Source organism: Marinobacter fonticola (genome assembly GCF_008122265.1).
Classification (GTDB): Bacteria; Pseudomonadota; Gammaproteobacteria; order Pseudomonadales; family Oleiphilaceae; genus Marinobacter_A; species Marinobacter_A fonticola.
Genome location: NZ_CP043042.1, coordinates 3,554,449 through 3,578,050 on the forward strand (window position 1 = coordinate 3,554,449; position 23,602 = coordinate 3,578,050).

Consider the following 23,602-nt stretch of genomic DNA (forward strand, 5'->3'; position numbering starts at 1 on the left):
TATACCGATAAACTTTGCGCGAAACTGTAAGCAACGCGGATAGCCTAGCTGAATGAAATAAAGTTAAATCGATCTGGCCTATCATTTGATGGCTCGTAGGTGAGGCTAATGTTTGGGCTTCGGGCGGGAGCAAAACGCAAGACCGGACCCTGGCGTTGCATGGCCATTCCATTTGTGTACTTAAGCCAGTCCGTTGGCTCGTGAGTGTGGGATTCTAGCTAAAACGCGGGGCTACGCCGAGTTGGTCTAAATTAAATCGATCTGACCCTCGTCACTTGGTAATCGGGAGAGTTTCGCTCCATTCCAACAACAACGCAGTCAAAGGAGATAATTCATGCACCTGGTCCTGATCCTAGTGGCGCTGATCGTGTTCATTGTTTTCGCGACCAGCAAGCTCAAGCTGAATCCGTTTATCACCCTTCTCTTGGCCTCCTTCCTGGCCGCGTTTGCCTTTGGCCTGCCGATCGACTCGATCGAAAAAACCATACGCACGGGGTTCGGCAACATCCTCGGCTATATCGGTCTGGTAATCGTCCTGGGGACGATTATCGGTGTTATTCTCGAGCGCACCGGAGCAGCTATCGTCATGGCTGAGAGCATTATCAAGATGCTGGGGCAGCGCTTCCCCACGCTGACCATGTCCATGGTCGGGTTCATCGTGTCCATCCCGGTCTTCTGTGATTCCGGCTTCGTTATCCTGAACAGTCTCAAGCGTTCCATGGCCCGAACCCTGTCCGTGTCTCCGGTGGCCATGACGGTAGCGCTGTCTACCGGGCTGTTTGCGACCCATACGCTGGTACCGCCGACGCCGGGGCCAATCGCGGCTGCCGGCAACCTGGGGCTTGAGAACAACCTTGGACTGGTCATCGCCGTCGGCTTCGTGTTCGCTATCATTGCGGCCGCAGCCGGCCTGTTCTGGGCCGCCAGGTGCAGAAACCTTGAAAGTAAGGAGCTGGAACAGGCGGAAGAAGCCTTCCAGGAAGCCCGTGAGCACTACGGTGAACTGCCTTCCGCGTGGGCGGCCTTTGCACCGATTTTCGTACCCATCGTGCTGATCTGTCTTGGCTCCGTGGCGAGCTATCCCACTGCGCCGCTCGGGCAAGGTGGCCTCTATGAAACGTTGAACTTCCTCGGCAAACCCCTGAATGCGCTAATGATCGGTCTCGGTTTTGCGGTCATGTTGCTAAAGGGCGACAACAAGCTGGAAGAGTTTGCCCGTCACACGCAAAAAGGCCTGGAGGTGTCAGCTCCCATCATCCTGATCACCGGTGCCGGCGGTGCTTTCGGAAGCGTGCTGTCGCAGACGCCATTGGGCGATTACCTCGGCGATACGCTCTCGACGCTGGGGCTGGGTGTCATCATGCCGTTCCTCGTGGCAGCCGCCCTTAAATCGGCACAGGGGTCGTCGACGGTTGCCCTGGTGACCACGTCGGCCCTGGTGGCTCCGCTAATGACACAGCTTGGACTGGATTCCGACTTGGGGCGCGTGCTGACCGTCATGGCCATTGGGGCTGGTGCGATGACCGTATCCCACGCGAACGATAGCTACTTCTGGGTGGTGTCGCAGTTCAGCAAGATGGGGGTTGCCACGGCCTATAAGTCGCACACGACGGCAACACTTATCATGGGGCTGGTGACCATCGTGTGCGTCTGGCTGGTCTCGTTGGTGGCGCTCTGATATGCGCGTCGTCATCGTACCTGATTCATTTAAGGAGTGTCTTTCTGCCAAGTGGTTGCGACATTCATCGCGCGAGGCTGGCAGCAGGGGGCGCCCGATGACGATATTATGCAGGTGCCACTGGCGGAAGGTGGCGAGGGCAGTACGGCGGCCCTCGTCGGGTCCCAGGGTAACCCTCCTGAAAATCGTCCAGAAAGTTGGATGAGGTTCAGCCCTAGGACATCGATTTAATTTTTTATGCCGAGTTAATCAAAATTAAATCGTTCTGACCCTATTGATCTTGGGCACACCCCCGCGCACACCCCCGGGTCAGGTCTTGCCTTTTGCCGCCCGAGTAATCCTGCTGACGCGAGAATAGTGGAGCCCAAAGAAATCACCGATCTCTTTCAGGCTATATCCGCCACTCGCATAGGCTAAATGGATGGCTTCGTTACGCGACGAGGCTCTATCGACGTAAAATTGCAAAGATTTGGCCATAGGACGGCGCTGACTGCTTGGTATTTCACTGAGCCGCTCTGCTCCGTCAATTCGTCTATGCATTTCGTCAACGAATTGATCACTCCCGAGATAGACCTGATTCTTTAGCTTCTCCCATGGAGAAGGCTGGTTCTTGCCTTCAGCAACGAAGCTCTCGTAGCTTTCAATAGCCCTATCACGTCGTTCATCGAAGGCAGACAGAATCCAATCAATATCGAGCGCCTTTATATCACGATCATAGCCCGCCGTTGCGCGGTAACTGCTCCACGGCCATTCCATAGCCGATCGAACCATCGCTGCGCGAACCGGGTTTAGTACGATGTAGCGACACAACTCCAGCAGATAGCTGTCCTTTTCGACCAGGATAGCCTTATAACGCCCCTGGAAAACATGCCCTACCCGGCCGTGGTGTCGGTTGAAAACTTGCGTATAGACACCGTTCAGTTGGCGCATACCTTTCGATAGATTGCCTTCCGGCGTTTCGATCAGCAGGTGGTAGTGATTGCCCATCAAACAGTAGGCGTGGCATACCCAGTTGAAGGTCTCACAGACCTCATCAAGGATCGACAACCATGCGCGGCGATCACCATCTGATTCGTAGATCATCTCTCGTCGATTTCCGCGAGACGTTACATGGTACAACGCACCGGCGAACTCCAGTCGCAACGGTCTGGCCATTCCTTGGCTCCTTCCGTGGTTTTACTTTGGGGGCGAATAGACTGCGGTCATCAGAACGAAATGGCAAGGTGGGGCAAAACGCAAGACTTGACCCCGGCATTTCTCCCATCATTGCTCCTCATCATTCTGCTCATTACTCGACACCACTTCATCGGCAATGTTCTGAATTAATGGCCAGGTTTCATGGGCCGCGTGGGTTCCATAAGCCCTCACAACCTCGTCGAAGCTCAACGTGTCCTTTCGACATTGCGCATTCCGGATGGCTTCAATAGCGCTTTTGAACCTGTTGATAGAGCGTTCCACATCGCGCATTCCATCGACAAACTGAAGACGGTAGTGGAACTCACAAGTCAATTCCACATACCTTTTATACGGGTCGCCAAGCGCGACATCCCGCTCGGTGAATATCCTCATAGCTAGGTCGAAATATGCCTCTGGATTGACGGGGCGCGGACGAGGAAAACTCGGATAAGTCTTAAGTTTAGGGTTAGCAAAAACCGCGAGTGGATCTTCCTCGACGCAAGGATAGATTCGCGATTCAGTAACTCCAAGGCTGTCATCCTCAAATAAGACGCCTTCGTGTTGTCTAAAACGAATACTGGCAGGTACATGTTGTTTATCGAGATAGGGTGCTGGCAGTGCGATAAAGAATCCTTGTTGATTATGTATTCTTGGAACCGAATCGGCTCGGATAACTTGAAGAGATCCGAAGTTGGCGTTTGCCTCGAATAGCTCCTCAAGCTCTTCCAAGAAAAAGCACTGAACCAATCCGACGTCGCCTTGCTCCGCACCATGGCTCGCAAAAAATAAGGCCACCCATGCATTTTGCGTGAGGTCTATAAGCGGCGATCTAATGCCATAATGCTGCGCTATGGCCATGCAGACACTTTCGGATGAATCTTTACCCTCTTTATTTCGAAGTTGCCGCATTGCCTCACAAAACACCGCGAGTTCCTTGTACCGGCGCTCGCATTCGGCAACTTCTTTATCGGGGTCGCCCGGAAGGTTGCGCATAATAGACGGCTCCAGAAGCCAATATTCGTTTCGCGTCCCGCGGAAACCTTTGCGCAGTGGGTTTTGAGGTTTGTGGGGGTCTTCAGGATAAACAAACCAACGCGCCTTAGTTGCGCACGCAGCCGCGTACACATCAGGATAAATCCCGCCAGGTTCTAGTTCCCGGAAAATTTCCCCCAACTCGAACAGACTTTCCACTTCTTCGCTTGAAGGCTGAGCGTTAACTAAATTCGGATTATTTCTATACTTCCGAAAAGCTTCATTGCGTGCCGAAACTGATGCTGTGACTGCAGGCTCGATAAGTGAATGTCTGTAGTCTCCTTTATAGCGTTGCTCAAAGTGCGACCAACGATTCCACAGACCCTTCCATTTTGAAGAATAGCCATTTTCCATGGGCGCCTCCTTTAGGTATCCAAACTCTAAATGAAGGCTGAAATATCTGATTTCATCGAGCCGTTCAATAGGACCTCATAGAAGGATGTAGTCCGAATACTTAAATATTGCAAGAAACGCGACTATTGCGCGACCAATGTCAGATCGATTTAATTTCCTGCTGAAACTAGGGGTTACGCCGACCTGATCAAAATAAAATCGATCTGACCCCTATCATTGGACCCTATCATTTGCTATCATTCATATTTGCTGGCGCGCAACGGCAGGAGAATCGATCACGAAATATCCGCTCTGAAACTATTCGCTCTATTCGCTCGGGCCAGCGGTCCTTAGGGACATGCAGAGCTGATCAAAATTAAATCGATCTGACCCCTATCATACCTAGAGCCGCAATAAAACCGATCAGGCCGATGCTCAACTTCTCGCTCTCTTCGCTTCACGCGTGGACCTCGATCCCTGGCAACCGCCGAGTCCGGCATTGCGAGAGCTGCGCGCACTCGTGGAACGTCTACAGGCCCTCCAAGAGATGCGGCAACAAGAGCTGAACCGCTTGGAGGCTATGGCACATTCACCCCAATCTTCCGTCACCGATATGGTTAAAGACCATCTGAGGTGGCTGGATAAGCAGATTGCCCGAATCGAATCAGACATCAATGATCACATCGATGGCCACCCGGAACTCAAACAGGATGCTGAGCTGATCAGTAGCATCCCGGGAATCGGGCCTAAGACGGTGGCTCGGATACTGGCGTATCTAGGCGATATCAGGCGGTTTAACAGCGCAAAGTCCTTAGCCGCCTTCATCGGAGTCACCCCGCGACAACGGTTATCTGGCAGCTCGCTCAAAGGACGCACGATGATGTCACGGACAGGCCACGGAGGCGCTAGGCGGTCACTCTATATGTCTGGCCTGGTTGCCGTTCGGCACAACCCTGTCGTGCGCGTTATGGCTGCTCGCTTGCGGGAGAGAGGCCTGGCGCCCAAAGCCATCGTTGGGGCAAGCATGAGAAAGCTCGTTCATCTCATCTACGGAGTAGTCTGTTCAAACAAGCCTTTCGATGCACGGATACCGATGCAACAGCTTGCACTTCAAGACGGTATCTGACCCCGGCGTTTCCGTTTGACACCTTTTAATGGTAATTACTGAATTGCCATGTTTATTTTTTCAGCCTACAATGGAGGTCGAAAAAGTAAACATTGCGAGGCGCCCCATGGAGAACCAGCAACAATCAATTATCGTTGATGATGAAATCGGCGTTAATCAGCAACTTGCAGCGATTGGTCTATCAACAGAGCTGATTAGGAAAGTGGCTTTCGCAGCAGCCGCAGGTCGAGCCGAAAGCTTGAGAGTGGATCCTGTAAGTGCTCCTGGGCAGCTGGCGTACATCAATGGAGTACGAGAAATTCGACTGGGGCTGGAACGTGAGGGTTGGAGGATAAGCCGAGAAGGAAATGTTGAGGCGACAGTCAATCATGACCTCGGTATCCAACTTTTCTTTCAAAATGTTGATATCGCTTGCAGCAACCGAAATCCCCAGGCGATTTCCAAGAAAGGCAGGGCGTCACGTGATCTCGTAGCCGCCGGACAAACTGATATGTTTTCAGAGCTATCCGGTGAGGTGAAAAAAACCGTTCACGGAACAGTTCCCGCAGTATGGATCGTCTGCGTTTCATCGGATGGCAGGTCAGTAAAGGCGGAAGTCTCTCACCCTAAGCGTTTTGAAGGTCCACAGTTTGGAGATTTTCATCGTCGTATATTTGTTGTAGACGAAAACTTCGAACCTGGCTTCAACCCAAATGATGACTCAGATACCTTCGATGACTTTGACGTTAATATTTCGAGAAAGCTTTAAATAATGTTCAATCCAACGCGCTTATCAACAGCCAGAAAACGTCGGCAGTTGACCAAAAAACACCTAGCGGAAAGCGCGGGAATATCACAGCTAACCCTGACTCGAATTGAGTCAGGGCAAACAACTGACCCCGGCGAAGACACCGTTAGCGCCTTGGCAAAGGCTCTCTCCTACCCAGTCAGTTTTTTTTACCGTGAAGACTGCGAGGAGCTGCCCGTGGAAGCAGTCAGTTTCCGTAGCCTATCGTCGCTAACAGCTAGGCAGCGAGACGCAGCGTTATCCGCCGGTGCTATCGCGCACCTACTTGACGACTGGATTACTGAACGATTTAACCTTCCGGAGCCCGACCTGTTGGACCTCAGGGATGAAGATCCTGAAACTGCTGCGATAGCATTGAGAAGGCATTGGGGGATTGGGTCCAAACCCATATCTCACCTGCTCAAGCTTTTAGAAGCCAAAGGCATACGAGTCTTTTCTTTGGCAGAAAGCAATAAGAACGTAGATGCATTTTCTTGCTGGAGAAATGGCGTTCCTTACGTCTTCCTGAATACTTTCAAGTCAGCCGAGCGAAGCCGGTTTGATGCCGCTCACGAGCTTGGTCATTTAGTTCTACACCTCCATGGAGGAACGAGTGGTCGTGAGGTAGAGCGCGATGCGGATAAGTTCGCTTCAGCATTTCTGATTCCTAGAGACGATTTTATTGCGAATGTTCCAATGGTTCACTCATTGCAACATCTAATGGCCTCCAAACACCGCTGGGGAGTGTCTTTAGCAGCCATCACTCGAACCGCATACGATGTCGGGAGCTTATCGGAGTGGCATTATCGAGAACTCTGCAAGCAAATTAGCTATCGCGGATTTCGTAAGAACGAGCCGGAGCCGATGAAACGTGAAGAGTCGGTACTATGGAAAAAGGTTTTCGGACAGCTGTGGAAGGAACGTCTCACAAAAGATCATATTGCTGCAGAATTAGGCATTCCAGTCGACGAAATATCAGCATTAATCGATGGCATTCTTGGTGGAGATCAGGAGAAAGCCAAGGCGATTATATCTAGATCGCCGCTGAAAGCTGTCTAACTCGGCGCTCTAACGCCGTTTACAACGCCTATTAACCAACTGGTCATTGATATCGTGAGTGCGTTAAAAAGATCATTCCAGAACCATATTACGCAGATAAGCGCCCTTGGCCTTGCTGCAATTTCAGGCTTCGCACCTGGCATGCCGGAGTGGTCGCCTATCGTTGTGATGGCCATAACGATAGTTGCGGGATTATCTTTGCTGCTAACCGAGGCCGCCCACATAAAAAATTGGCTCCTGGCACGAATGCCCGCACCGAACCTTACGAACAGCCAAGTTTTGCAACTTCAGTCTTTGTTAAATGAAGCGTCAAATATATTGAGCGACTCATGCATCTACAGCCCCTTTTACGTAGCCCAGAGTGCGAGCCGGCGACCTATTCCATCGGCAGCACTGGATCCTGCGCACGCACAAGCAATACGAACCTGGATATTCAGCCTTAAGGACAAAATAGAGACTAAGAAGGTCAAACCAATTTTAGTTGTAGATTTGCTTTCTCTAGCAATCAGCGAATTGACCAAAGCTGCGGAAAGAGCAGAGCGGGATGTTCAATGGATCGTCGACTCTACCGAGATAAGCGAGCAGGACCGTAAAAGGGCACAGAAAGAATGGGATACGGCTAAGCACCATTTCAACAGCTGGATTAGCCAGTTGCGAAGCCTTTTCAAAGAAATCAATCTCAAAACAGACGCAGGTTGCGTGGAATATTATAGAGCCCTTGAGTTAATTTAGGTTTTATCTACCCTTTTGTCACAACAACGCACCCTCTCCGCCAAACTTCCAGCGAATTCTCCCATTACGGAGTGTCAACTAATTTACCCAGTGAGTCCTCAGGCAAGCCATATCCCTTCATAAACCTTTATCTCGCCATGGGAATTCCCCTAATCTCCCCCAGCGCCGGAGAAATAAAACTTTCTCGGATTTGACGCGGTTCTCTGAAATAGGCGGCGCGTAGAGTTTGTCGAAGTGAAATCGATCTGTGCTTCTGCATTGAGGCGAATGTAGCTTCGCTACCTCTTTAGTCAGAATAACTCAAGCAGCTCCCCAACATCCAAAGCGTTCCCTGGCTCCGGTATCTGCTATTAAATACCTGTTTCTTTCAACACAGCCTCTGCAACCTTTAATTCCCTTTCGATATACGAATCTAAAGACTCCTCATCGACCTGCAACTGATCATCTCTATCAGTCAGGATAATACGTCCATCCCTATCCTTTTCTGGCTTTATGTTGCTAAAGAAAACCTGGTACCTACGAGGAGCAATACCTTGAAAAGGAACGACCCTCACCTTTTGGGGGTTGTCAGAATGACACATAGCATCATCGTGAAGTTTTAACGCTAAACTCTTCTCGTATGGCTCTATGTATACAATTTTTTCAATCCCAGCGGCAATAATATGTCGCGCACAGTTATGACACGGATAAGTAGTGGTATATAATGTGGAACCAGATGAAACGCTTCGATCACTTCTTGAAACCGATATAAGAGCGTCCATTTCCGCATGAATTGCTCTCGAATATTCGATAAGCGATTTTATAGGTGTTTTTGAGTGGATATCGTCTGCAATAGCATCGACAACAGTCGAGTCATTAATATATCCAGAAATAACTTCCTTTATCTTATCTTTTAACAACAATTTGTGCATGTCGTTATGACATCTTTGATCACGATGAATACACCTATAGTCCTTTGATAAAGGAGATACGTGATCATCTTCAGAGTAAAGGCCCCCACCGAATTTAGGAACATCGTTCCGACCGGTTGCAAGTAGGGCACCCCTATCATCTAGAATTGCCGCACCCACTTGACGCGAAAGGCACGCGGATTGCATCGAGGCGGAGTAGGCCGCATACATCCCCACTTCTTGTTGGGTGGGTGTAACACTTCTACCACCATGAACCAACTTCAAAAAGCGTTCGAACAATGCAGCGACTGAAGAAGAATTCGGATCAGTATTATTTATAAAAAAATCTGCATCATATAACGTTTTCTCTAATTGCTGGCCGTGTGCAAAATTATCCTTCTTATCTCGCATTATCAGCGTATGAGCTTCCGCTCTATCAATACCCTCTGTCGTTAAGCTAGTTTCTCGACGTTGCTCATCACACAACACACCAATCAAATAGAATATATTCTTATATACGCCTTTCAGCGCACGAACTTCATCAGGATGCTTAAGCTGATCTATAATATAAGCTCTTTTATTCAGCCCAGCTTCTTTACTTTCGCCTATGGTTTTATTACCAGACTCTCCTTTTGCGAGTTCTTCTCTAAGCAAAGCTATTTCTGCAATTGCTATATTTGCGCATATATGTCCCCCGAAGTTCTCACGCAACTTATCTCCAGCATCCATTAAAGTTCGATAACGATGAGCGCGATTAGTAGAGTCAACGACAATATTTGTCGCTGCTTTGTTACAGAATTCTTCTATATGACGACTTAAACGAATCTCAAAGACTTCGTAACCTTCATCTTTCAGCACACGTTGAAGCTGTGTGCCGACGCTGTGAATTCCAGACCCAATAGGACCGCACAGGCCTATGACTAACTCTCGCGACTGGCGACCTTTGATTTTGGCGTTAACTTGGTTTAGGTCAGAGGAGGATTCAGAATTATCGTTGGAAGCAACTCTGGGAGATTCTTGTTTTTTTGCGGGATCAGCCATTGCTCAACCTCAGTAAGTAACAAAACACCAAGGTTAAACAAAATTAACTCTCTAAAAAAGTAGTTTCACCATGAAATTAACGAGGATTTGTTAATTATGGATTTAACAGCAAGCGCCCGCTGTTTTTTTCTTCTCGCGGCTTCGAGGTCAGCAGCTTCCTTTAAAGGAAGATTAACTGAATCGCGCAAACGGTGACCGTTTTGTGACCCTTGAAGAACCTTATGTTTGTCCATAACTTGGGCAGCCTTTTTTCCTAAAAATAGTTCTCTTCGGGGCAACTTGCAAGCCTTCTAAACGCCGATGGCAAAGTATACTGATAATGCTCTCGCAGATAAACGGGACCAATTTATTTTCAACGACGTTTCGAGCTTGTGTGGCATTCGGCTGCCCACCCGCAGCTCGAACCTCCCCTACACAATCCCTCGAACGTTCGTCACACGGTCAATCTGCGCCCCAAGCGCCCCCTTCAACCGCCCAGAACCAACCACCTCTCTAACTTGCTCCGAAGAAAGCACCTCATGGGTATGAGCCCTAACCACCCCCAAATACCCCCACCCCCTAACAACATTCCCCGGCATCTCACTCCGAAACCGCCCTTCCCCCAAAAACACCACCAACGAGTGCACCTGCCCCTCACTCAACCCAAGCAGTCCTTGCAGCGTCTTCACATGCCTGCGGTTCTGAAGCAACGGATTCTCAAACCGATTCACATACCGCCCCGTGCGCTGCAACCAGTCCGGCTGTTCAGCACTCCCATAGATCTCGCCTTTCATATCCCGGGTATCCACCACAAACACGCCGTACGGCGAAACAATAATGTGATCGATCTGAGCGGTACCGCCGTCTCCGGTGGGCAGGGTAACGTTGCGAATCAGGCGATAGGTCTTCTTGTTCAGCAGACGTTTTGAGAGCTTGAAGGCGGCTTTGCTGAACCAGCCCTTGAACTTAGGCGCAAAGAGAATGCCCGCGACGATAACGAACGGGACGATGTACCACAGTACGTCGAGGATTAGCTGGAGAGCGGGCGGAAAATCCATTTTGTTTTATCCCCAGCCAGCAACTTCTCCTCTGCTTGGCTGTTTTGTGGTGACTGTGTGCGTGAAGCGCTAAAGCTTTCTTATCGTTAATGTTGTTTATAGCGGGGGAACAGGACGGGGGGCAAATTTAATAAGTAACAGGAGGGCAAAATTTTGTTAAACGAAGGGCGCGAGGTTACCCGTCGCGCCCTTCTCTATTGCGGGTAGAGCTGGTGATCAGGCAGCCAGGAAGGCTCCAGTCATTGCCAGTGCGGCTCCCAAAGCTTGGGACACGCGGTTGTCTGTCTTCATCAGCAGAGCGCCAAGGCCACGACCTGCGAACGCAATCGCCAGGGTCGCCAGACCGAAGCCAGCCATGTACGCCATAAAGTGAGAGCCAGCCGGCATTTCGGCGCCGTGGGCGAAACCATGGAAGACCATAAAGGCGGCGACCAGGGTGCCACCGACGGCGGTTGGCATTTTAGCCAGGGTCGCGATGAGGACACCGGCCAGCATGACAGACAGGGCGATACCGGTTTCCACGCCGGGAATGCTCACTCCCGCGAAGGCCAGCCCGGCGCCCACAAACATACCGCCGATCATGAACAGAGGCGTGCCGCGCTGCATCCATTTGGACTGGCGCATGCTCCAGAAGCCGATGGCCGCCATCGCCAGCAGGTGGTCGAGGCCGAGTACGGGGTGCATTAGGCCGCTGGCGAAGCCGCCTTCGCCGTGGCCCGGGTGGGCGGATGCGGCGGTGGCGGTCAGCATGAGGCCGGCGGCGAGCAGGGTTTTGGTGAGTTGTGTCATGGGTTGTCTCCGTTTAACTGCAATCCAATTTTTTGTGATTAGGCCAATCTCAGGCTGACGCCTCGATTTTCTCAGGACGCCGCTCCGGCAGCATTCCACGCTCAAGGATGAAAGAGATAATCGTCTCCAGCCCTACCCCGTCATACAGGTTGGTGAACACAAACGGCCGTTCGCCGCGCATCTTCTTCGAATCCCGGTCCATCACCTCCAGCGAGGCGTGAACCTGTTCGGCGATGTCGATCTTGTTGATGATCAGCAGGTCGGACTTGGTGATACCCGGCCCGCCCTTGCGGGGGATCTTGTCGCCGGCGGAGACATCGATGACGTACAGGGTGAGGTCCGACAGTTCCGGGCTGAAGGTGGCGGAGAGGTTGTCGCCGCCGGATTCCACCAGCACCAGCTCCAGGTCCGGGTGACGGGTCTGGAGGTCGTCGATGGCCGCCAGGTTCATGGAGGCATCCTCACGGATGGCGGTGTGCGGGCAGCCGCCGGTTTCCACGCCGAGGATGCGGTCGGCATCCAGCGCTTCGTGGCGCAGCAGGAAGTCAGCGTCTTCCCTTGTATAAATGTCGTTGGTGACCACAGCGATGTTGTAGTGGTCGCGCAGGGCCAGGCAGAGCTGGCGCAGCAGGGCGGTTTTACCGGAACCGACAGGGCCACCGACCCCGACTCGCAGACAATGTTTCATGTGTTGTTCCTCATCATTGTTTCTGTTTGCGCTCTGGCAGGCGCATTAACTACGGAATAAACGCGAATACTGTGTTTCGTGATGTGCCGAAGCGAGAGCAAGTCCCGGCAGTACCGGGCCCAATTCCTCATCTTCCAGCGCCAACGCGGCGTCCACGGCACGGACCAGCGCCGGGCGCAATTTTTCAGTCAGCCGCTGGGCAGCCGTATGGCCTAAGGGCATTGCTTTACAGGCCACGGAGAGCTGGTTTTCCATCCAGGCCCAGGCGAAGCCGAGCAGGGTCTGGCGCACAGGCACGTTGCGCTGGTGCGCGGCCCAGGCGAAGACGGTGACGTAGCCCGGCTCGTGGGGCATCAGGCCGTCTTCCGGCACCAGCTCCAGGTTGGTGAGCAGGCGCACGAGCGCTGAACCGAGACGGGTATCTTCATCGCTCAGTTCGGCGGTTTCCCGGGTGGCGTGGAGCCAGTCGTTCCAATGCGCCAGCGTTGTTGCATCGCTATCGGCCCAGGCCTGTTGCTGGCGAGCCAACAGGGGCAGTTCGCAGCGGGTCAGGCCGTCGTCCAGCACGCCCGCCAGCCACTGGCCCAGTTCGTCCTCGTTGTGCACCCAGTCCAGCTCGAAGGCGCTTTCCAGTCCCTGGGACCAGGCGAAGGCCCCGATGGGCAGCGCCGGGCTGACCAGTTGCAGCAGGCCGAGCAGGCTGATATCGGCCACGGGCATGGGTTCAGTGGACATGGTCTTTACCGTGACCGTGGTGATGGTGTTCGTGCTCATGGCTGTGTTCGTGGCTCTCGCTATGACTATGGGAATGGCTGTGCGAGTGGCTATGGCCGTGAGCATGTCCTTCCTCATGGCTCTCCCCATGACTATGGGAATGCCCCGCCTGGGAATAGGCGCCCGGTTCGGGATCGAAGGGCGCCTGGTGGCGTTTCAGCGTGGCGCCCAGGCGTTCGGCCAGTTCTTCCAGCACGTGATCCGGCGGGAAGCGGACCCAGCCGGTTTGCTCATCAATCGAGCCAATAGCCAGTTGCACGTGGCGGTTGCCCAGGTGATAGCACAGGCGTGCCAGGGGCAGGCCCGCCGGGATCTGGGCGGTGACGACCGGCTCGTCGGCGGCGCGGATGCGGATGACTTCGCCGGCGTTGGATTGCAGGCAGTCTCCGTCTCGTAGCACCGGGCCGCGATCCAGGAACAGGCCGACGTCGGTGCCGTTGTCGGTGGTGGCTCGCAGGCGGCCGCGGATACGTAGTTCGAACGGCAGGGTCAGGCTGTCGAAGATTTCTGCCGACTCCACCGGGGCGATGCGTTGTGTGAGTTCGATCATTTCAATTCTCCTAGACCGCGGAGCTGTCCTTAAAAGAGATGGTAGCGCTGGGCCAGCGGCAGTTCGGTGGCGGGTTCGCAGGTGAGCAGCTCGCCGTCGGCATGGACCTCGTAGGTCTGCGGGTCCACGGTCAGGTGCGGGCAGGCGTCGTTGAGTTTCATGTCGCCCTTGCGCACCTGGCGGACGTTCTTGCAGGCGGACAGCGGGCTGTCCAGTCCCAGTTCCTTGTCGATCCCGGCATCCAGTGCGGCCTGGCTGACGAAGGTCAGGCGGGTGGCACTGGCGGCCTTGCCGAAGGCGCCGAACATGGGGCGGTAATGCACCGGCTGCGGCGTGGGGATGGAGGCGTTCGGGTCACCCATGGGCGCTGCGGCGATCATGCCGCCTTTTAGGATGCAGGCGGGCTTCACGCCGAAGAAGGCCGGGCTCCACAGCACCAGGTCCGCCAGCTTGCCCACTTCCACCGAGCCCACGTCGTGGGCGATGCCGTGGGTGATAGCGGAGTTGATGGTGTACTTGGCGATGTAGCGCTTGGCGCGGAAGTTGTCGGCGCCCCGGTCTTCGTCTTCCGGTAGCAGGCCGCGCTGGACTTTCATCTTGTGGGCGGTCTGCCAGGTGCGGCAGATGACCTCGCCCACCCGGCCCATGGCCTGGGAGTCGGAGGAGATCATGGAAATTACCCCCATGTCGTGGAGGATGTCCTCGGCGGCGATGGTCTCGCGGCGGATGCGGGAGTCGGCGAAAGCCACGTCTTCCGGGATGTTCGGGTCCAGGTGGTGGCAGACCATGAGCATGTCCAGGTGCTCGTCGATGGTGTTCACCGTGTAGGGCCGCGTCGGGTTGGTGGACGATGGCAATACGTTGGCTTTCGAGCACGCGGTGATGATGTCCGGCGCGTGGCCGCCGCCCGCCCCTTCGGTGTGGAAGGTGTGGATACAGCGGTCCTTGAACGCGGCCAGGGTATCTTCGACGAAGCCGGACTCGTTCAGGGTGTCGGTGTGGATAGCGACCTGTATGTCGTACTTGTCGGCGACGGTCAGGCAGTTGTCGATGCTGGCCGGGGTGGTGCCCCAGTCTTCGTGCAGTTTGAGGCCGATGACGCCCGCTTTCACCTGCAGTTCCAGCGCTTCCGGCAGGGAGGCGTTGCCCTTGCCGAGGAAGCCGATGTTCATGGGCAGCGCGTCCACCGCCTGGAGCATCTTGCCGATATGCCAGGGGCCCGGCGTGCAGGTGGTGGCGTTGGTGCCGGTGGCCGGTCCGGTGCCGCCGCCGAGCATGGTGGTGATGCCGCTCATGAGGGCTTCTTCGATCTGCTGGGGGCAGATAAAGTGGATGTGCGGGTCGACGCCGCCAGCGGTGAGGATCTTGCCTTCGCCGGCGATGATTTCGGTGCCCGGGCCGATGACGATGTCGACGTCCGGCTGGGTGTCCGGGTTACCGGCCTTGCCGATGGCGGCGATGCGGCCTTTCTGGATGCCCACGTCGGCTTTGACGATGCCCCACCAGTCGAGGATCAGGGCGTTGGTGATGACGGTGTCCATGACGGCGTCGTCGCAGCGCTGGCTCTGGCCCATGCCATCACGGATGACTTTGCCACCGCCGAATTTTACTTCGTCACCGTAGTGGGTGTGGTCTTTCTCGACTTCGATCCAGAGTTCGGTATCCCCGAGCCGCACGCGGTCGCCCACAGTGGGGCCATACATGTCGGCGTAGGCTTGTCTGCTGATTTTCATTGTCTGCCTCGTATTCTTGAAACCTGTGCCGGAGCCGTGCGGTCAGATCGCTTCGGGACACGCTGTAAATACATCCCTGTACGCTCGACAGCAGCATCCCTGCTGCTGACGGTCCCGAATCGATCTGTCCGCCCGTCTCTTCGAATCATGAGTTGCCGTCAACCTTGCCCATGACTTCGCCCCGGAAGCCGTAGATTTCGCGATTGCCCGCGTAGGGAATCAGGGTGACTTCGCGGGTCTGGCCCGGTTCGAAGCGGATCGCGGTGCCTGCGGCTATATCCAGCCGGTAGCCTTTGGCCTTGTCGCGGTCGAAGGTGAGTGCGGGGTTGGCTTCGGCAAAGTGGTAGTGGGAGCCTATCTGAACCGGGCGGTCGCCGGCGTTGCCTACTTCGACGGTGATGCGTTCGCGGCCGACGCAGAGTTCGATATCGCCGTCCTTGATCTGGAATTCGCCGGGGATCATCTGCGCCTCCTTAAACGATGGGGTTATGGACAGTCACGAGTTTGGTGCCGTCCGGGAAAGTGGCTTCGACTTGCACCTCATCCACCATTTCCGCCACACCTTCCATCACGTCGTCACGGGTGAGCACTTCGGTGCCGGCGGTCATGAGTTCGGCTACGGTGCGGCCTTCGCGGGCGCCTTCGAGGATCTCTGCACTGATCAGGGCGACGGATTCCGGGTAGTTGAGTTTAAGGCCCTTGGCCTTGCGGCGTTCGGCGAGCAGGGCTGCGGTGAAGAGGAGCAGCTTGTCTTTGTCTCTGGGGGTGAGTTCCATTGTTATCACTCCGTTGCGAATTTTTCGGCGGGCGGGGGCCCGGAGTTTCGTGTTTTTTGAGACGGGGTTGTCGGGTTACGCTTTGCTAACCCGACCTACGTTTATGCGTTTTCCGCGAGTCCACCCTCGTAGGTCGGGTTAGCGAAGCGTAACCCGACACCTCTCTCGTTCTTTTTCATGTCATCCAAATCCGGGGGATATGCGCCTCACGGCCCGTCAATTTGGGTCTGAGAATCTCCCAAGCCTGCTGACAAATCGCCCAGGCTTCGTTGCGTTCGTTGCCGAGGTAGCGCAGGAGCAGCACGCCTCGACGGCGGGTGACGGCCCATCGTCGGGATGGCGTGATCTGCTCTCGTAGGGCTTCGATCGCTTCGCTTTCGTCTTCCAATCCAACGACCCACAACGTGCCTTGAACGGTGCTGCCGCCCTGCCCCCAATGACCTTTGAATCTCGGGTGCTTCGGGTCCATGGGTTGGCGTTCGATCCACAGGGGGCGGCCGTCGCGGGTCAGGCGGAAGCGTTGTTCCAGGTGGCCGCTGACAAAGGGCAGATCACCCACCGGTCGGCCGAGGGCCAGGATTTCCCAGCCGATGCAGCGGGCGTTGCCGCTCAGGTCGATGGTGGTGGTCTGTTCGCCTCTCGAGCCATCGAAGGCGAGGGTTTCCTGGGGGAGCCATTCGAGGGTGGCGTTGTCTTCCACGGTCAGGTGGGTGTGCTGGCCCCAAGCGACGCCGTGGCTGTCGGCCTTGTAGAGTTTGGCGGCGGCGGGCGTGGTGAGCAGGGCGTGGGCGCCGGTTTTGATATTCGCCTGGATATGCAGGGCATCGCCGCTGACCAGGCCGCCCGGCGGATGCAGCAGATAGACGTGGCAGCAGCCGGTCTTGCCTTCGGGGTAGAACGGCTTTTGCACTCGCAGGGGGCCGTAGTGTCGGCGGCGGGTCAGGCGGGTGACGGGCTGCAACTGCTCGCGCCGGGACTCGAAATCCAGTTCGATGGACGCCGCCCAGCGGCGCCCGGTATCGAAGCGGTGGCCGGAATCGTTGGCGGATTCGCGGCCCGGGGTCACGTTAGCAGCCAGCGGCGTGAAGATCGTCATACCGTCAGGTGCTGTTTGATGAGTGCATCGGACAGTTCGGCGATATCCCCTTCGGCCACGCGGCGGCCCCGGTCCATGATTGCGAATTTGTCCGCGTACTTGCGGGCGAAGGGCAGCTTCTGTTCCACCAGCAGGACGGTGAGGTTGTCCTCTTCGATCAGGCGGCGGATGACTTCGCCGATCTGCGCCACGATATTGGGCTGGATGCCCTCGCCCGGTTCGTCGAGGATCAGCAGCTTGGGCTCGATCACCAGCGCCCGGCCGATGGCCAGTTGCTGTTGCTGGCCGCCGGAGAGGTCGCCGCCGCGGCGGTTCTTCATTTCCTTGAGGACCGGGAACAGCTCGTAGATGCGCTCGGGGATCTGCTTGCTGCCGTCAGCGCGGGCAGCGAGGCCGACGCGGAGATTTTCTTCCACGGTGAGTAGCGGGAAGATCTGCCGACCCTGGGGCACGTAGCCGATCCCGAGGGAGGCGCGGTCTTCCAGGCGGCGTTTGGTCAGGTCCTCCCCGCCGTTATAGATAAGGCGCCCGGCGCTCACCAGTTCCTCGCCCATGACGCACTTCATCAGTGTGGTCTTGCCCACGCCGTTGCGGCCCATGACGCAGGTGCATTTGCCCTTGGGCACGTCCAGTTCCAGGTCCCAGAGGGTGTGGCTCTCGCCGTAGAACTGGTTGAGTTTTTCGATCTTGAGCATCAGGCGCCCTCCCCCAGATAAACTTCGATGACCTTGGGGTCGTTAGAGACCTGGTCCATGGAGCCTTCCGCCAGCACGCTGCCCTGGTGCAGCACGGTCACCTTGCGGGCGATGGAGCGGACGAAGCCCATATCGTGCTCGACCACCACGACCGATTGTTTACCGGCGAGGCTGGTGAGCAATTCGGCGGTGCGTTCCATTTCCTGTTCGGTCATGCCGGCGACGGGTTCGTCCACCAGCAGCAGGCGCGGCTTCTGCATCAGCAGCATGCCGATCTCCAGCCACTGTTTCTGGCCGTGGGAGAGGATGCCTGCTTCGCGATTGCGCAGGGCGGTGAGGCCGATGGTGGTCAGCACTTCGTCGATGCGGTCCTTGGCCTCGCCGGTCATGCGTGCGGTTAACGTGGGAAACACCCGCTTGTCGGCGGCCATGGCCAGTTCCAGGTTTTCGAACACGGTGAGCGCTTCGAACACCGTGGGTTTCTGGAACTTGCGGCCGATGCCGAGGCTGGCGATGTCCGGCTCGTTCATGGTCAGCAGGTTGTGGCGGCTGCCGAACCAGACCGAGCCCACGTCCGGGCGGGTCTTGCCGGTGATGATGTCCATCATCGTGGTCTTGCCCGCGCCGTTGGGACCAATGATGCAGCGCAGTTCGCCGTCGTCGATGGTGAGGTTCAGGTTGTTGATGGCCCTGAAGCCGTCAAAGCTGACGGTCACATCCTCCAGGTAGAGGATCGGGCCGTGACGGACGTCCACCGGGGACGCCGTCGGGGTGAGAAAGTCGAAGACCCGGTCGCGCTGGGTCAGCGCCGTCATAATGCTCATGCGGTGGCCTCCCGTTCGGGTCCGGTGGTTTTGGGATCGTCATCCTGCTGCTTTTTGTTAAAGCCCGGTAGCAGGCCAGCGATGCCCTTGGGCAGGAACACGGTGACCAGCACGAACAGTGCACCCAGGGCGAAGAGCCAGGCGTCCGGCATGACACCGGTGAACACGGTCTTGGCGTAGTTGACGATCAGCGCACCGATCACTGCGCCGTAGAGCGTGGCGCGTCCACCCAGGGCGACCCACACCACGATCTCGATGGAGAACAGCGGCGAGAACTCGCTGGGGTTGATGATGCCCACCTGCGGCACGTAAAGGGAGCCGGCCACGCCCGCGAGCATGGCGGAGACCACGAACACGAACAGCTGCACCCGCTCCACCCGGTAGCCGATAAAGCGCGTGCGCGCCTCGGCATCGCGGCAGGCGACGCTCACCCGGCCCAGCTTGGAACCGACGATGGCGCGGCAGATGATGTAGCCGATAGCCAGGGCGACGCCCGTTGCCAGGAACAGGCCAAGGCGTGTGGCGTCGGTGCGCAGGTCGAACCCGAGGATGTCCTTGAAGTCGGTCAGGCCGTTGTTGCCACCAAAGCCCATCTCGTTACGGAAGAAGGCCAGCATCAGGGCGAAGGTCAGCGCCTGGGTGATGATCGACAGGTAAACGCCGGTCACCCGGGAGCGGAACGCCAGGAAGCCGAACACCAGGGCCAGAATGCCCGGCGCCAGCAGCACCATGACGAAGGCGAACCAGGCCATGTCGAAGCCGTGCCAGTACCAGGGTAGTGATTCCCAGTTCAGGAACACCATGAAGTCCGGTAGAACCGGGTCGCCGTAAACGCCGCGATCACCGATCTGGCGCATCAGGTACATGCCCATGGCGTAACCGCCCAGGGCGAAGAAGGCACCGTGGCCGAGGCTGAGGATGCCGAGGTACCCCCAGACCAGATCGACCGCCACCGCCAGCAGCGCATAGCACAGGTACTTGCCCAGCAGCGTGACGGTATAGGAGCTCACATAGAGCGCACTGTCCTGCGGCATCGCCACGTGCAGGAAGGTGACCACCGCCATGGCGGTGAAGAGCACCCCCAGGAAGATCTGGGTGGAGCGCTCGGTAAAGGGCCGAGTCAGCCAGGATTGGGAGTAGCTGGATCTAGAATCATGCATGGATCAACCCTCCGCGGCTCGGCCCTTTTGCGGGAACAATCCGCGCGGGCGTTTCTGGATGAACAGGATGATGAAGACCAGTACCAGGATCTTGGCCAGGACGGCGCCCGCCCAAGGTTCCAGCAGCTGGTTGATCGTACCGAGGGAAAGACCGGCGACCAGCGTGCCCCAGAGGTTCCCCACGCCACCGAACACCACCACCATGAACGAGTCGATGATGTAGTTCTGGCCCAGGTTGGGGCCGACGTTGGTGATCTGCGACAGGGCGACGCCCGCCAAGCCAGCCACGCCGGAGCCCAGGGCGAAGGTCATGATGTCCACCTTGGTGGCCTTGATGCCCATGGAGCGGGCCATCGCACGGTTCTGGGTGACGGCGCGAACTTCCAGACCCAGCCGGGTCTTGCGCATGATCAGCATCAGGCCGGCAAAGACCACCAGCGAGAAACCGATGATGTAAAGGCGGTTCAGGGTCAGGAAGAGCCCTTCGTTGACCATGACGGAGCCACTCATCCACTCCGGCGTGATCACGGTGCGGTTGAGCGGGGAAATCACGGTGCGCACCAGTTGCTGGAGGATCAGGCTGATGCCGAAGGTGGCCAGTAACGTTTCCAGCGGACGACCCTTGAGGAACTGGATGACGCTGCGCTCGATGGCGACACCCGCCAGCGCGGCGACCAGGAACCCGGCGGGGATCGACAGGATCAGCGCCAGACCCGGTTGGCCCGGCAGCAGTTGCTGCATGCCCCAGGTGGTGTAGGCGCCGAGCATCATCAGCTCGCCGTGGGCCATGTTGATCACGCCCATGACGCCAAAGGTGATGGCCAGGCCGATAGCCGCCAGCACCAGTACGGAACCGAGGGACAGGCCGAAATACAGGGTTTCGGCGGCGCGGTTCATTTTCAGTTTCTGCTCAATGCTCACCAGGGCTTCTTTCGCGGCCTTGGCCAGGGCGGCATCGTCGCTGCGCGAGGCGCTGTTCAGGGCGGCCCGCGCTTCGGAATTCAGGCTGCCGGAGAGGGTTTCGACGGCGTCCACGTCGCCCAGCTCCTCCACACGGTAGATGGCGATGGCTTCTTCCAGCGCGGCTTTCACGCTGTTGTTTTCTTCCTCGGCCATGAGCGCGTTGAGATTTTCGGCCATGGCTTCGTCGACGCTGCCGCGCAGTCCGCGGGCGGCGGCCAGACGCTGATCAGGGTCGTCCACCTTCAGGTCGATAACGGAGAGAATGCTGTCCAGTTCGCCGCGCAGGGCGTTGTTGATGCGGATGGAATCGAGGTTACGCCGTGAGATCTCGCCGATTGCTTCACCCGTCAGGGCATCGGCCACCGTCCAGTCGCGACCGCGGTTGTTCAGCACAATGACGAAGGTATTTGCCGGCGCGACGTCGGTGTCCTCTTCCACGCGGGCCAGTTTGCCGTCGGCGAAGGCTTCGAGCCATTGCCGGGCCCGTTCGTCGCCGCTGCTTGCGATGTCGTTGATGACGCGGACCTTCTCCGCGTACGAGGCGTCGGCCAGTTGCTGCAGGAAGGACTGCGCCTGCTCCTCGTTGGTCTGGGCATAAACCAGGGCGGGCAACATCAGTAAGCAGGCAATAAGCAGCTGTTTGAGCGATCGGGGGATGCTCATGGGTGCGTCCTATCGTTAGTTATTCTGTCGTGTCTAAATCCGGGTTGGCGCCGGAGTAGCGGGCGCCGTAGCCGACGCCCGCTGTTGGTCACACTGTTTTAACGGGCTGCGACCTTATTGCGCAGCGACTTCAGCCTTGCCGCCGCAGGTCTTGTCGACCACGTTGTAGTTGCCGCAGAACAGCGGCTTGCGCCAGTCGCTGATCAGGTCCTTGGAACCCGGCAGGAAGTCGGACCAGGCATCGCCGGCCACGGTGGACGCGGTCTGCCAGACCACGGAAAACTGGCCGTTGTCCTGGATTTCGCCGATGAGCACCGGCTTGGTGATGTGGTGGTTGGGCATCATGGTGGCGTAGCCGCCGGTCAGGTTGGGTACGGAGACACCGATGATGGCGTCCTTGACCGCGTCCACGTCGGTGGTGCCGGCTTTCTTAACCGCTTCGATGTACATGTTGAAGCCAATGTAGTGGGCTTCCATCGGGTCGTTGGTGACGGCATCTTCCTTGCCGGTGTACTCGACCCATTGGTCGATGAAGTCGTAGTTGGCGTCGGCATCCACGCTCATGAAGTAGTTCCAGGCCGCCAGGTGACCGACCAGCGGGCCGGTGTAGATACCGGACAGTTCCTGCTCACCCACGGAGAAGGCAACGACCGGGATGTCGGAGGCTTCGATGCCCTGGTTGGCCAGTTCGCGGTAGAACGGCACGTTGGCGTCGCCGTTGATGGTGGAGACCACGGCGGTCTTCTTCCCGGCGCTGCCGAACTTCTTGATGTCGGAGACGATGGACTGCCAGTTGGAGTGCCCGAACGGCGTGTAGTTGATCATGATGTCTTCCTGCGCCACGCCGTGATCCTTCAGGTAGGTCTCGAGGATCTTGTTGGTGGTGCGCGGGTAGACGTAGTCAGTGCCTGCAAGAACCCAGCGCTTAACGCCGATTTCGTTCATCAGGTAATCGACTGCCGGAATCGCCTGCTGGTTGGGCGCGGCGCCGGTGTAAAACACGTTTTCGGACGATTCTTCACCTTCGTACTGGACCGGGTAGAACAGCAGCCCGTTCAGCTCTTCCACGACCGGCAGGACCGACTTGCGGGAAACGGAAGTCCAGTTGCCGAAGATCACATCGACTTTTTCTTTCGCCAGCAGTTCGCGGGCCTTCTCGGCGAACAGCGGCCAGTTGGAGGCCGGGTCGACCACCACCGGCTCGAGCTGACGGCCCATAACGCCGCCTTCGGCGTTCTGCTTCTCGATCAGCATGAGCATGGTGTCTTTCAGGGTGGATTCGCTGATGGCCATGGTGCCGGACAGCGAGTGCAGGATACCGACCTTGATCGGATCGTCTTCAGCGGCGGTTGCTGTCGCGGAAAGGGAAAGAGAGAGCGCCAGTGCGGAGACCCCAGCCTTGAGGTGTTTTTTAATAGTCATGTTGTGCGTCCTATTCCTGTCACGGTTGGTTTCCAGTGTTTCAAAACGCACAGTCGGGTGAGCATCCGCCATTCCAAACCTGTTTTTCTTCTTTAAAAACAAATAGTAATAAATTAAACAGAGCTTCAATTGAACAAAAAAACCGCCCGTACGGCCCCAACTTGAAACATGAGACGGATAGCCGCACCAATATCGCGCAATGCTCTGTCACACCATGGCGGGGCAAGCGGAGGCCGGGATCGCAGGACCTGTTGGAACGGGGGTGAGGCAACATCGGCGCACAACGTCAGGCCGCCCCTTAATAGCGCTCACGCCGTGACAGAGCCCGCATTCGGTGCCTTGTCTTTCTGAACTAATGCACCAGCATCAAGCATTTACTCTTTTCCATAGCCCGGCGCTGTCCCCAAAGCATGGCGCGCTTTGGTCGCGATAGACGTCCAAGTCCTCTGGCCCGACATTGAAACTGACAGATTAACTTTCCAAATGATTACGTGCCTGTAATCCATATCGCACACGCAGCAGTGAGAATGTCGGATTTGCCAAACCCCGAATTCCAGTAAACTTGTTTTCAGCAAGGACGCAAAACTGCAAGGAAGCAG

General features: G+C 56.5%; 23 protein-coding genes. 6 read left to right on the forward strand and 17 right to left on the reverse strand.

Annotation, left to right across the window (positions count from 1 at the left end; all coding sequences use genetic code 11):
• The first annotated feature begins 334 nt into the window (after positions 1-334).
• Together FXO11_RS15865 and FXO11_RS15870 are read left to right on the forward strand one after the other, a co-directional pair.
• Positions 335-1,678, forward strand: coding sequence for a GntP family permease (locus FXO11_RS15865; RefSeq protein ID WP_148863913.1), 1,344 nt, complete (start codon positions 335-337; stop codon positions 1,676-1,678).
• Positions 1,679-1,729: 51 nt separating this feature from the next.
• Complete coding sequence (locus tag FXO11_RS15870; RefSeq protein ID WP_227545933.1) at positions 1,730-1,909, forward strand: glycerate kinase; 180 nt, start codon at positions 1,730-1,732, stop codon at positions 1,907-1,909.
• A 78-nt stretch (positions 1,910-1,987) separates the two neighbouring features.
• Here FXO11_RS15870 and FXO11_RS15875 read toward each other — a convergent pair whose 3' ends face one another.
• Both FXO11_RS15875 and FXO11_RS15880 read right to left on the reverse strand, forming a co-directional pair.
• Positions 1,988-2,833: a transposase gene (locus tag FXO11_RS15875; protein ID WP_148863915.1), complete on the reverse strand. Its 846-nt coding sequence runs from the start codon at positions 2,831-2,833 to the stop codon at positions 1,988-1,990.
• Positions 2,834-2,941: 108 nt separating this feature from the next.
• Positions 2,942-4,240: an FRG domain-containing protein gene (locus FXO11_RS15880; RefSeq protein WP_148863916.1), complete on the reverse strand. Its 1,299-nt coding sequence runs from the start codon at positions 4,238-4,240 to the stop codon at positions 2,942-2,944.
• 442 nt (positions 4,241-4,682) lie between these two features.
• Between FXO11_RS15880 and FXO11_RS15885 the strand changes: the two genes are divergently transcribed.
• From FXO11_RS15885 to FXO11_RS15900, 4 genes are all read left to right on the forward strand, one after another.
• Positions 4,683-5,345, forward strand: a complete 663-nt coding sequence (locus FXO11_RS15885; protein WP_227545934.1) for a transposase — start codon at positions 4,683-4,685, stop codon at positions 5,343-5,345.
• A gap of 106 nt (positions 5,346-5,451) precedes the next feature.
• Complete coding sequence (locus FXO11_RS20345) at positions 5,452-6,093, forward strand: hypothetical protein (protein ID WP_202980239.1); 642 nt, start codon at positions 5,452-5,454, stop codon at positions 6,091-6,093.
• 3 nt (positions 6,094-6,096) lie between these two features.
• Positions 6,097-7,170, forward strand: coding sequence for a helix-turn-helix domain-containing protein (locus tag FXO11_RS15895; protein ID WP_148863919.1), 1,074 nt, complete (start codon positions 6,097-6,099; stop codon positions 7,168-7,170).
• Between the two features lie 54 nt (positions 7,171-7,224).
• The gene (locus tag FXO11_RS15900; RefSeq protein ID WP_148863921.1) at positions 7,225-7,902 is read left to right on the forward strand and encodes a hypothetical protein; all 678 of its coding nucleotides are present in this window, start codon (positions 7,225-7,227) and stop codon (positions 7,900-7,902) included.
• A 350-nt stretch (positions 7,903-8,252) separates the two neighbouring features.
• Here the strand turns inward: FXO11_RS15900 and FXO11_RS15905 are convergent, their stop codons facing one another.
• The 15 genes from FXO11_RS15905 to urtA all read right to left on the reverse strand — a co-directional run bounded on the left by FXO11_RS15905 (position 8,253) and on the right by urtA (position 23,003).
• On the reverse strand, positions 8,253-9,833 hold the full coding sequence (locus FXO11_RS15905; protein WP_148863923.1) for an anti-phage dCTP deaminase: 1,581 nt from the start codon (positions 9,831-9,833) through the stop codon (positions 8,253-8,255).
• Between the two features lie 410 nt (positions 9,834-10,243).
• A complete protein-coding gene (locus FXO11_RS15910) occupies positions 10,244-10,870 on the reverse strand; it encodes a nuclease-related domain-containing protein (RefSeq protein WP_148863925.1) in 627 nt (208 codons plus the stop codon).
• Positions 10,871-11,086: 216 nt separating this feature from the next.
• Positions 11,087-11,659, reverse strand: coding sequence for a HupE/UreJ family protein (locus tag FXO11_RS15915; protein WP_148863927.1), 573 nt, complete (start codon positions 11,657-11,659; stop codon positions 11,087-11,089).
• Between the two features lie 49 nt (positions 11,660-11,708).
• Positions 11,709-12,347 (reverse strand): urease accessory protein UreG, encoded by a 639-nt coding sequence (gene ureG / locus FXO11_RS15920; protein WP_148863929.1) that lies wholly within the window; start codon positions 12,345-12,347, stop codon positions 11,709-11,711.
• Positions 12,348-12,392: 45 nt separating this feature from the next.
• Positions 12,393-13,082: an urease accessory protein UreF gene (locus tag FXO11_RS15925; protein WP_148864948.1), complete on the reverse strand. Its 690-nt coding sequence runs from the start codon at positions 13,080-13,082 to the stop codon at positions 12,393-12,395.
• Positions 13,072-13,671, reverse strand: a complete 600-nt coding sequence (ureE, locus tag FXO11_RS15930) for an urease accessory protein UreE (protein WP_148863931.1) — start codon at positions 13,669-13,671, stop codon at positions 13,072-13,074. The genes FXO11_RS15925 and ureE overlap by 11 nt, the downstream gene beginning before the upstream one ends.
• Before the next feature lie 29 nt (positions 13,672-13,700).
• Positions 13,701-15,404, reverse strand: coding sequence for an urease subunit alpha (ureC, locus tag FXO11_RS15935; protein ID WP_148863932.1), 1,704 nt, complete (start codon positions 15,402-15,404; stop codon positions 13,701-13,703).
• A 145-nt stretch (positions 15,405-15,549) separates the two neighbouring features.
• A complete protein-coding gene (locus tag FXO11_RS15940; protein WP_148863934.1) occupies positions 15,550-15,867 on the reverse strand; it encodes an urease subunit beta in 318 nt (105 codons plus the stop codon).
• A gap of 10 nt (positions 15,868-15,877) precedes the next feature.
• Positions 15,878-16,180 carry an urease subunit gamma gene (ureA, locus tag FXO11_RS15945; RefSeq protein ID WP_004580901.1) on the reverse strand — a complete coding sequence of 101 codons (303 nt, stop codon included), beginning with the start codon at positions 16,178-16,180 and terminating at the stop codon, positions 15,878-15,880.
• Between the two features lie 175 nt (positions 16,181-16,355).
• A complete protein-coding gene (locus FXO11_RS15950) occupies positions 16,356-17,276 on the reverse strand; it encodes an urease accessory protein UreD (protein ID WP_148863936.1) in 921 nt (306 codons plus the stop codon).
• Positions 17,273-17,971, reverse strand: coding sequence for an urea ABC transporter ATP-binding subunit UrtE (gene urtE / locus FXO11_RS15955; protein ID WP_148863938.1), 699 nt, complete (start codon positions 17,969-17,971; stop codon positions 17,273-17,275). Before urtE ends, FXO11_RS15950 begins: the two co-directional genes overlap by 4 nt.
• Positions 17,971-18,786, reverse strand: a complete 816-nt coding sequence (urtD, locus tag FXO11_RS15960) for an urea ABC transporter ATP-binding protein UrtD (RefSeq protein WP_264766234.1) — start codon at positions 18,784-18,786, stop codon at positions 17,971-17,973. Before urtD ends, urtE begins: the two co-directional genes overlap by 1 nt.
• Positions 18,787-18,791: 5 nt before the next feature.
• On the reverse strand, positions 18,792-19,955 hold the full coding sequence (urtC, locus tag FXO11_RS15965; RefSeq protein WP_148863942.1) for an urea ABC transporter permease subunit UrtC: 1,164 nt from the start codon (positions 19,953-19,955) through the stop codon (positions 18,792-18,794).
• A 3-nt stretch (positions 19,956-19,958) separates the two neighbouring features.
• Positions 19,959-21,581, reverse strand: coding sequence for an urea ABC transporter permease subunit UrtB (urtB, locus tag FXO11_RS15970; RefSeq protein WP_148863944.1), 1,623 nt, complete (start codon positions 21,579-21,581; stop codon positions 19,959-19,961).
• Positions 21,582-21,695: 114 nt separating this feature from the next.
• On the reverse strand, positions 21,696-23,003 hold the full coding sequence (urtA, locus tag FXO11_RS15975) for an urea ABC transporter substrate-binding protein (RefSeq protein ID WP_148863946.1): 1,308 nt from the start codon (positions 23,001-23,003) through the stop codon (positions 21,696-21,698).
• Positions 23,004-23,602 lie beyond the last annotated feature (599 nt).

Bases quoted from the DNA above. Each gene is read 5' to 3' on its own strand.
- FXO11_RS15865 (WP_148863913.1), top strand. From the start codon at position 335: ATGCACCTGGTCCTGATCCTAGTGGCGCTGATCGTGTTCATTGTTTTC.
- FXO11_RS15875 (WP_148863915.1), bottom strand. From the start codon at position 2,833: ATGGCCAGACCGTTGCGACTGGAGTTCGCCGGTGCGTTGTACCATGTA.
- FXO11_RS15880 (WP_148863916.1), bottom strand. From the start codon at position 4,240: ATGGAAAATGGCTATTCTTCAAAATGGAAGGGTCTGTGGAATCGTTGG.
- FXO11_RS20345 (WP_202980239.1), top strand. From the start codon at position 5,452: ATGGAGAACCAGCAACAATCAATTATCGTTGATGATGAAATCGGCGTT.
- FXO11_RS15895 (WP_148863919.1), top strand. From the start codon at position 6,097: ATGTTCAATCCAACGCGCTTATCAACAGCCAGAAAACGTCGGCAGTTG.
- FXO11_RS15905 (WP_148863923.1), bottom strand. From the start codon at position 9,833: ATGGCTGATCCCGCAAAAAAACAAGAATCTCCCAGAGTTGCTTCCAAC.
- FXO11_RS15910 (WP_148863925.1), bottom strand. From the start codon at position 10,870: ATGGATTTTCCGCCCGCTCTCCAGCTAATCCTCGACGTACTGTGGTAC.
- FXO11_RS15915 (WP_148863927.1), bottom strand. From the start codon at position 11,659: ATGACACAACTCACCAAAACCCTGCTCGCCGCCGGCCTCATGCTGACC.
- ureG (WP_148863929.1), bottom strand. From the start codon at position 12,347: ATGAAACATTGTCTGCGAGTCGGGGTCGGTGGCCCTGTCGGTTCCGGT.
- FXO11_RS15925 (WP_148864948.1), bottom strand. From the start codon at position 13,082: ATGTCCACTGAACCCATGCCCGTGGCCGATATCAGCCTGCTCGGCCTG.
- ureE (WP_148863931.1), bottom strand. From the start codon at position 13,671: ATGATCGAACTCACACAACGCATCGCCCCGGTGGAGTCGGCAGAAATC.
- ureC (WP_148863932.1), bottom strand. From the start codon at position 15,404: ATGAAAATCAGCAGACAAGCCTACGCCGACATGTATGGCCCCACTGTG.
- FXO11_RS15940 (WP_148863934.1), bottom strand. From the start codon at position 15,867: ATGATCCCCGGCGAATTCCAGATCAAGGACGGCGATATCGAACTCTGC.
- ureA (WP_004580901.1), bottom strand. From the start codon at position 16,180: ATGGAACTCACCCCCAGAGACAAAGACAAGCTGCTCCTCTTCACCGCA.
- FXO11_RS15950 (WP_148863936.1), bottom strand. From the start codon at position 17,276: ATGACGATCTTCACGCCGCTGGCTGCTAACGTGACCCCGGGCCGCGAA.
- urtE (WP_148863938.1), bottom strand. From the start codon at position 17,971: ATGCTCAAGATCGAAAAACTCAACCAGTTCTACGGCGAGAGCCACACC.
- urtD (WP_264766234.1), bottom strand. From the start codon at position 18,786: ATGACGGCGCTGACCCAGCGCGACCGGGTCTTCGACTTTCTCACCCCG.
- urtC (WP_148863942.1), bottom strand. From the start codon at position 19,955: ATGCATGATTCTAGATCCAGCTACTCCCAATCCTGGCTGACTCGGCCC.
- urtB (WP_148863944.1), bottom strand. From the start codon at position 21,581: ATGAGCATCCCCCGATCGCTCAAACAGCTGCTTATTGCCTGCTTACTG.
- urtA (WP_148863946.1), bottom strand. From the start codon at position 23,003: ATGACTATTAAAAAACACCTCAAGGCTGGGGTCTCCGCACTGGCGCTC.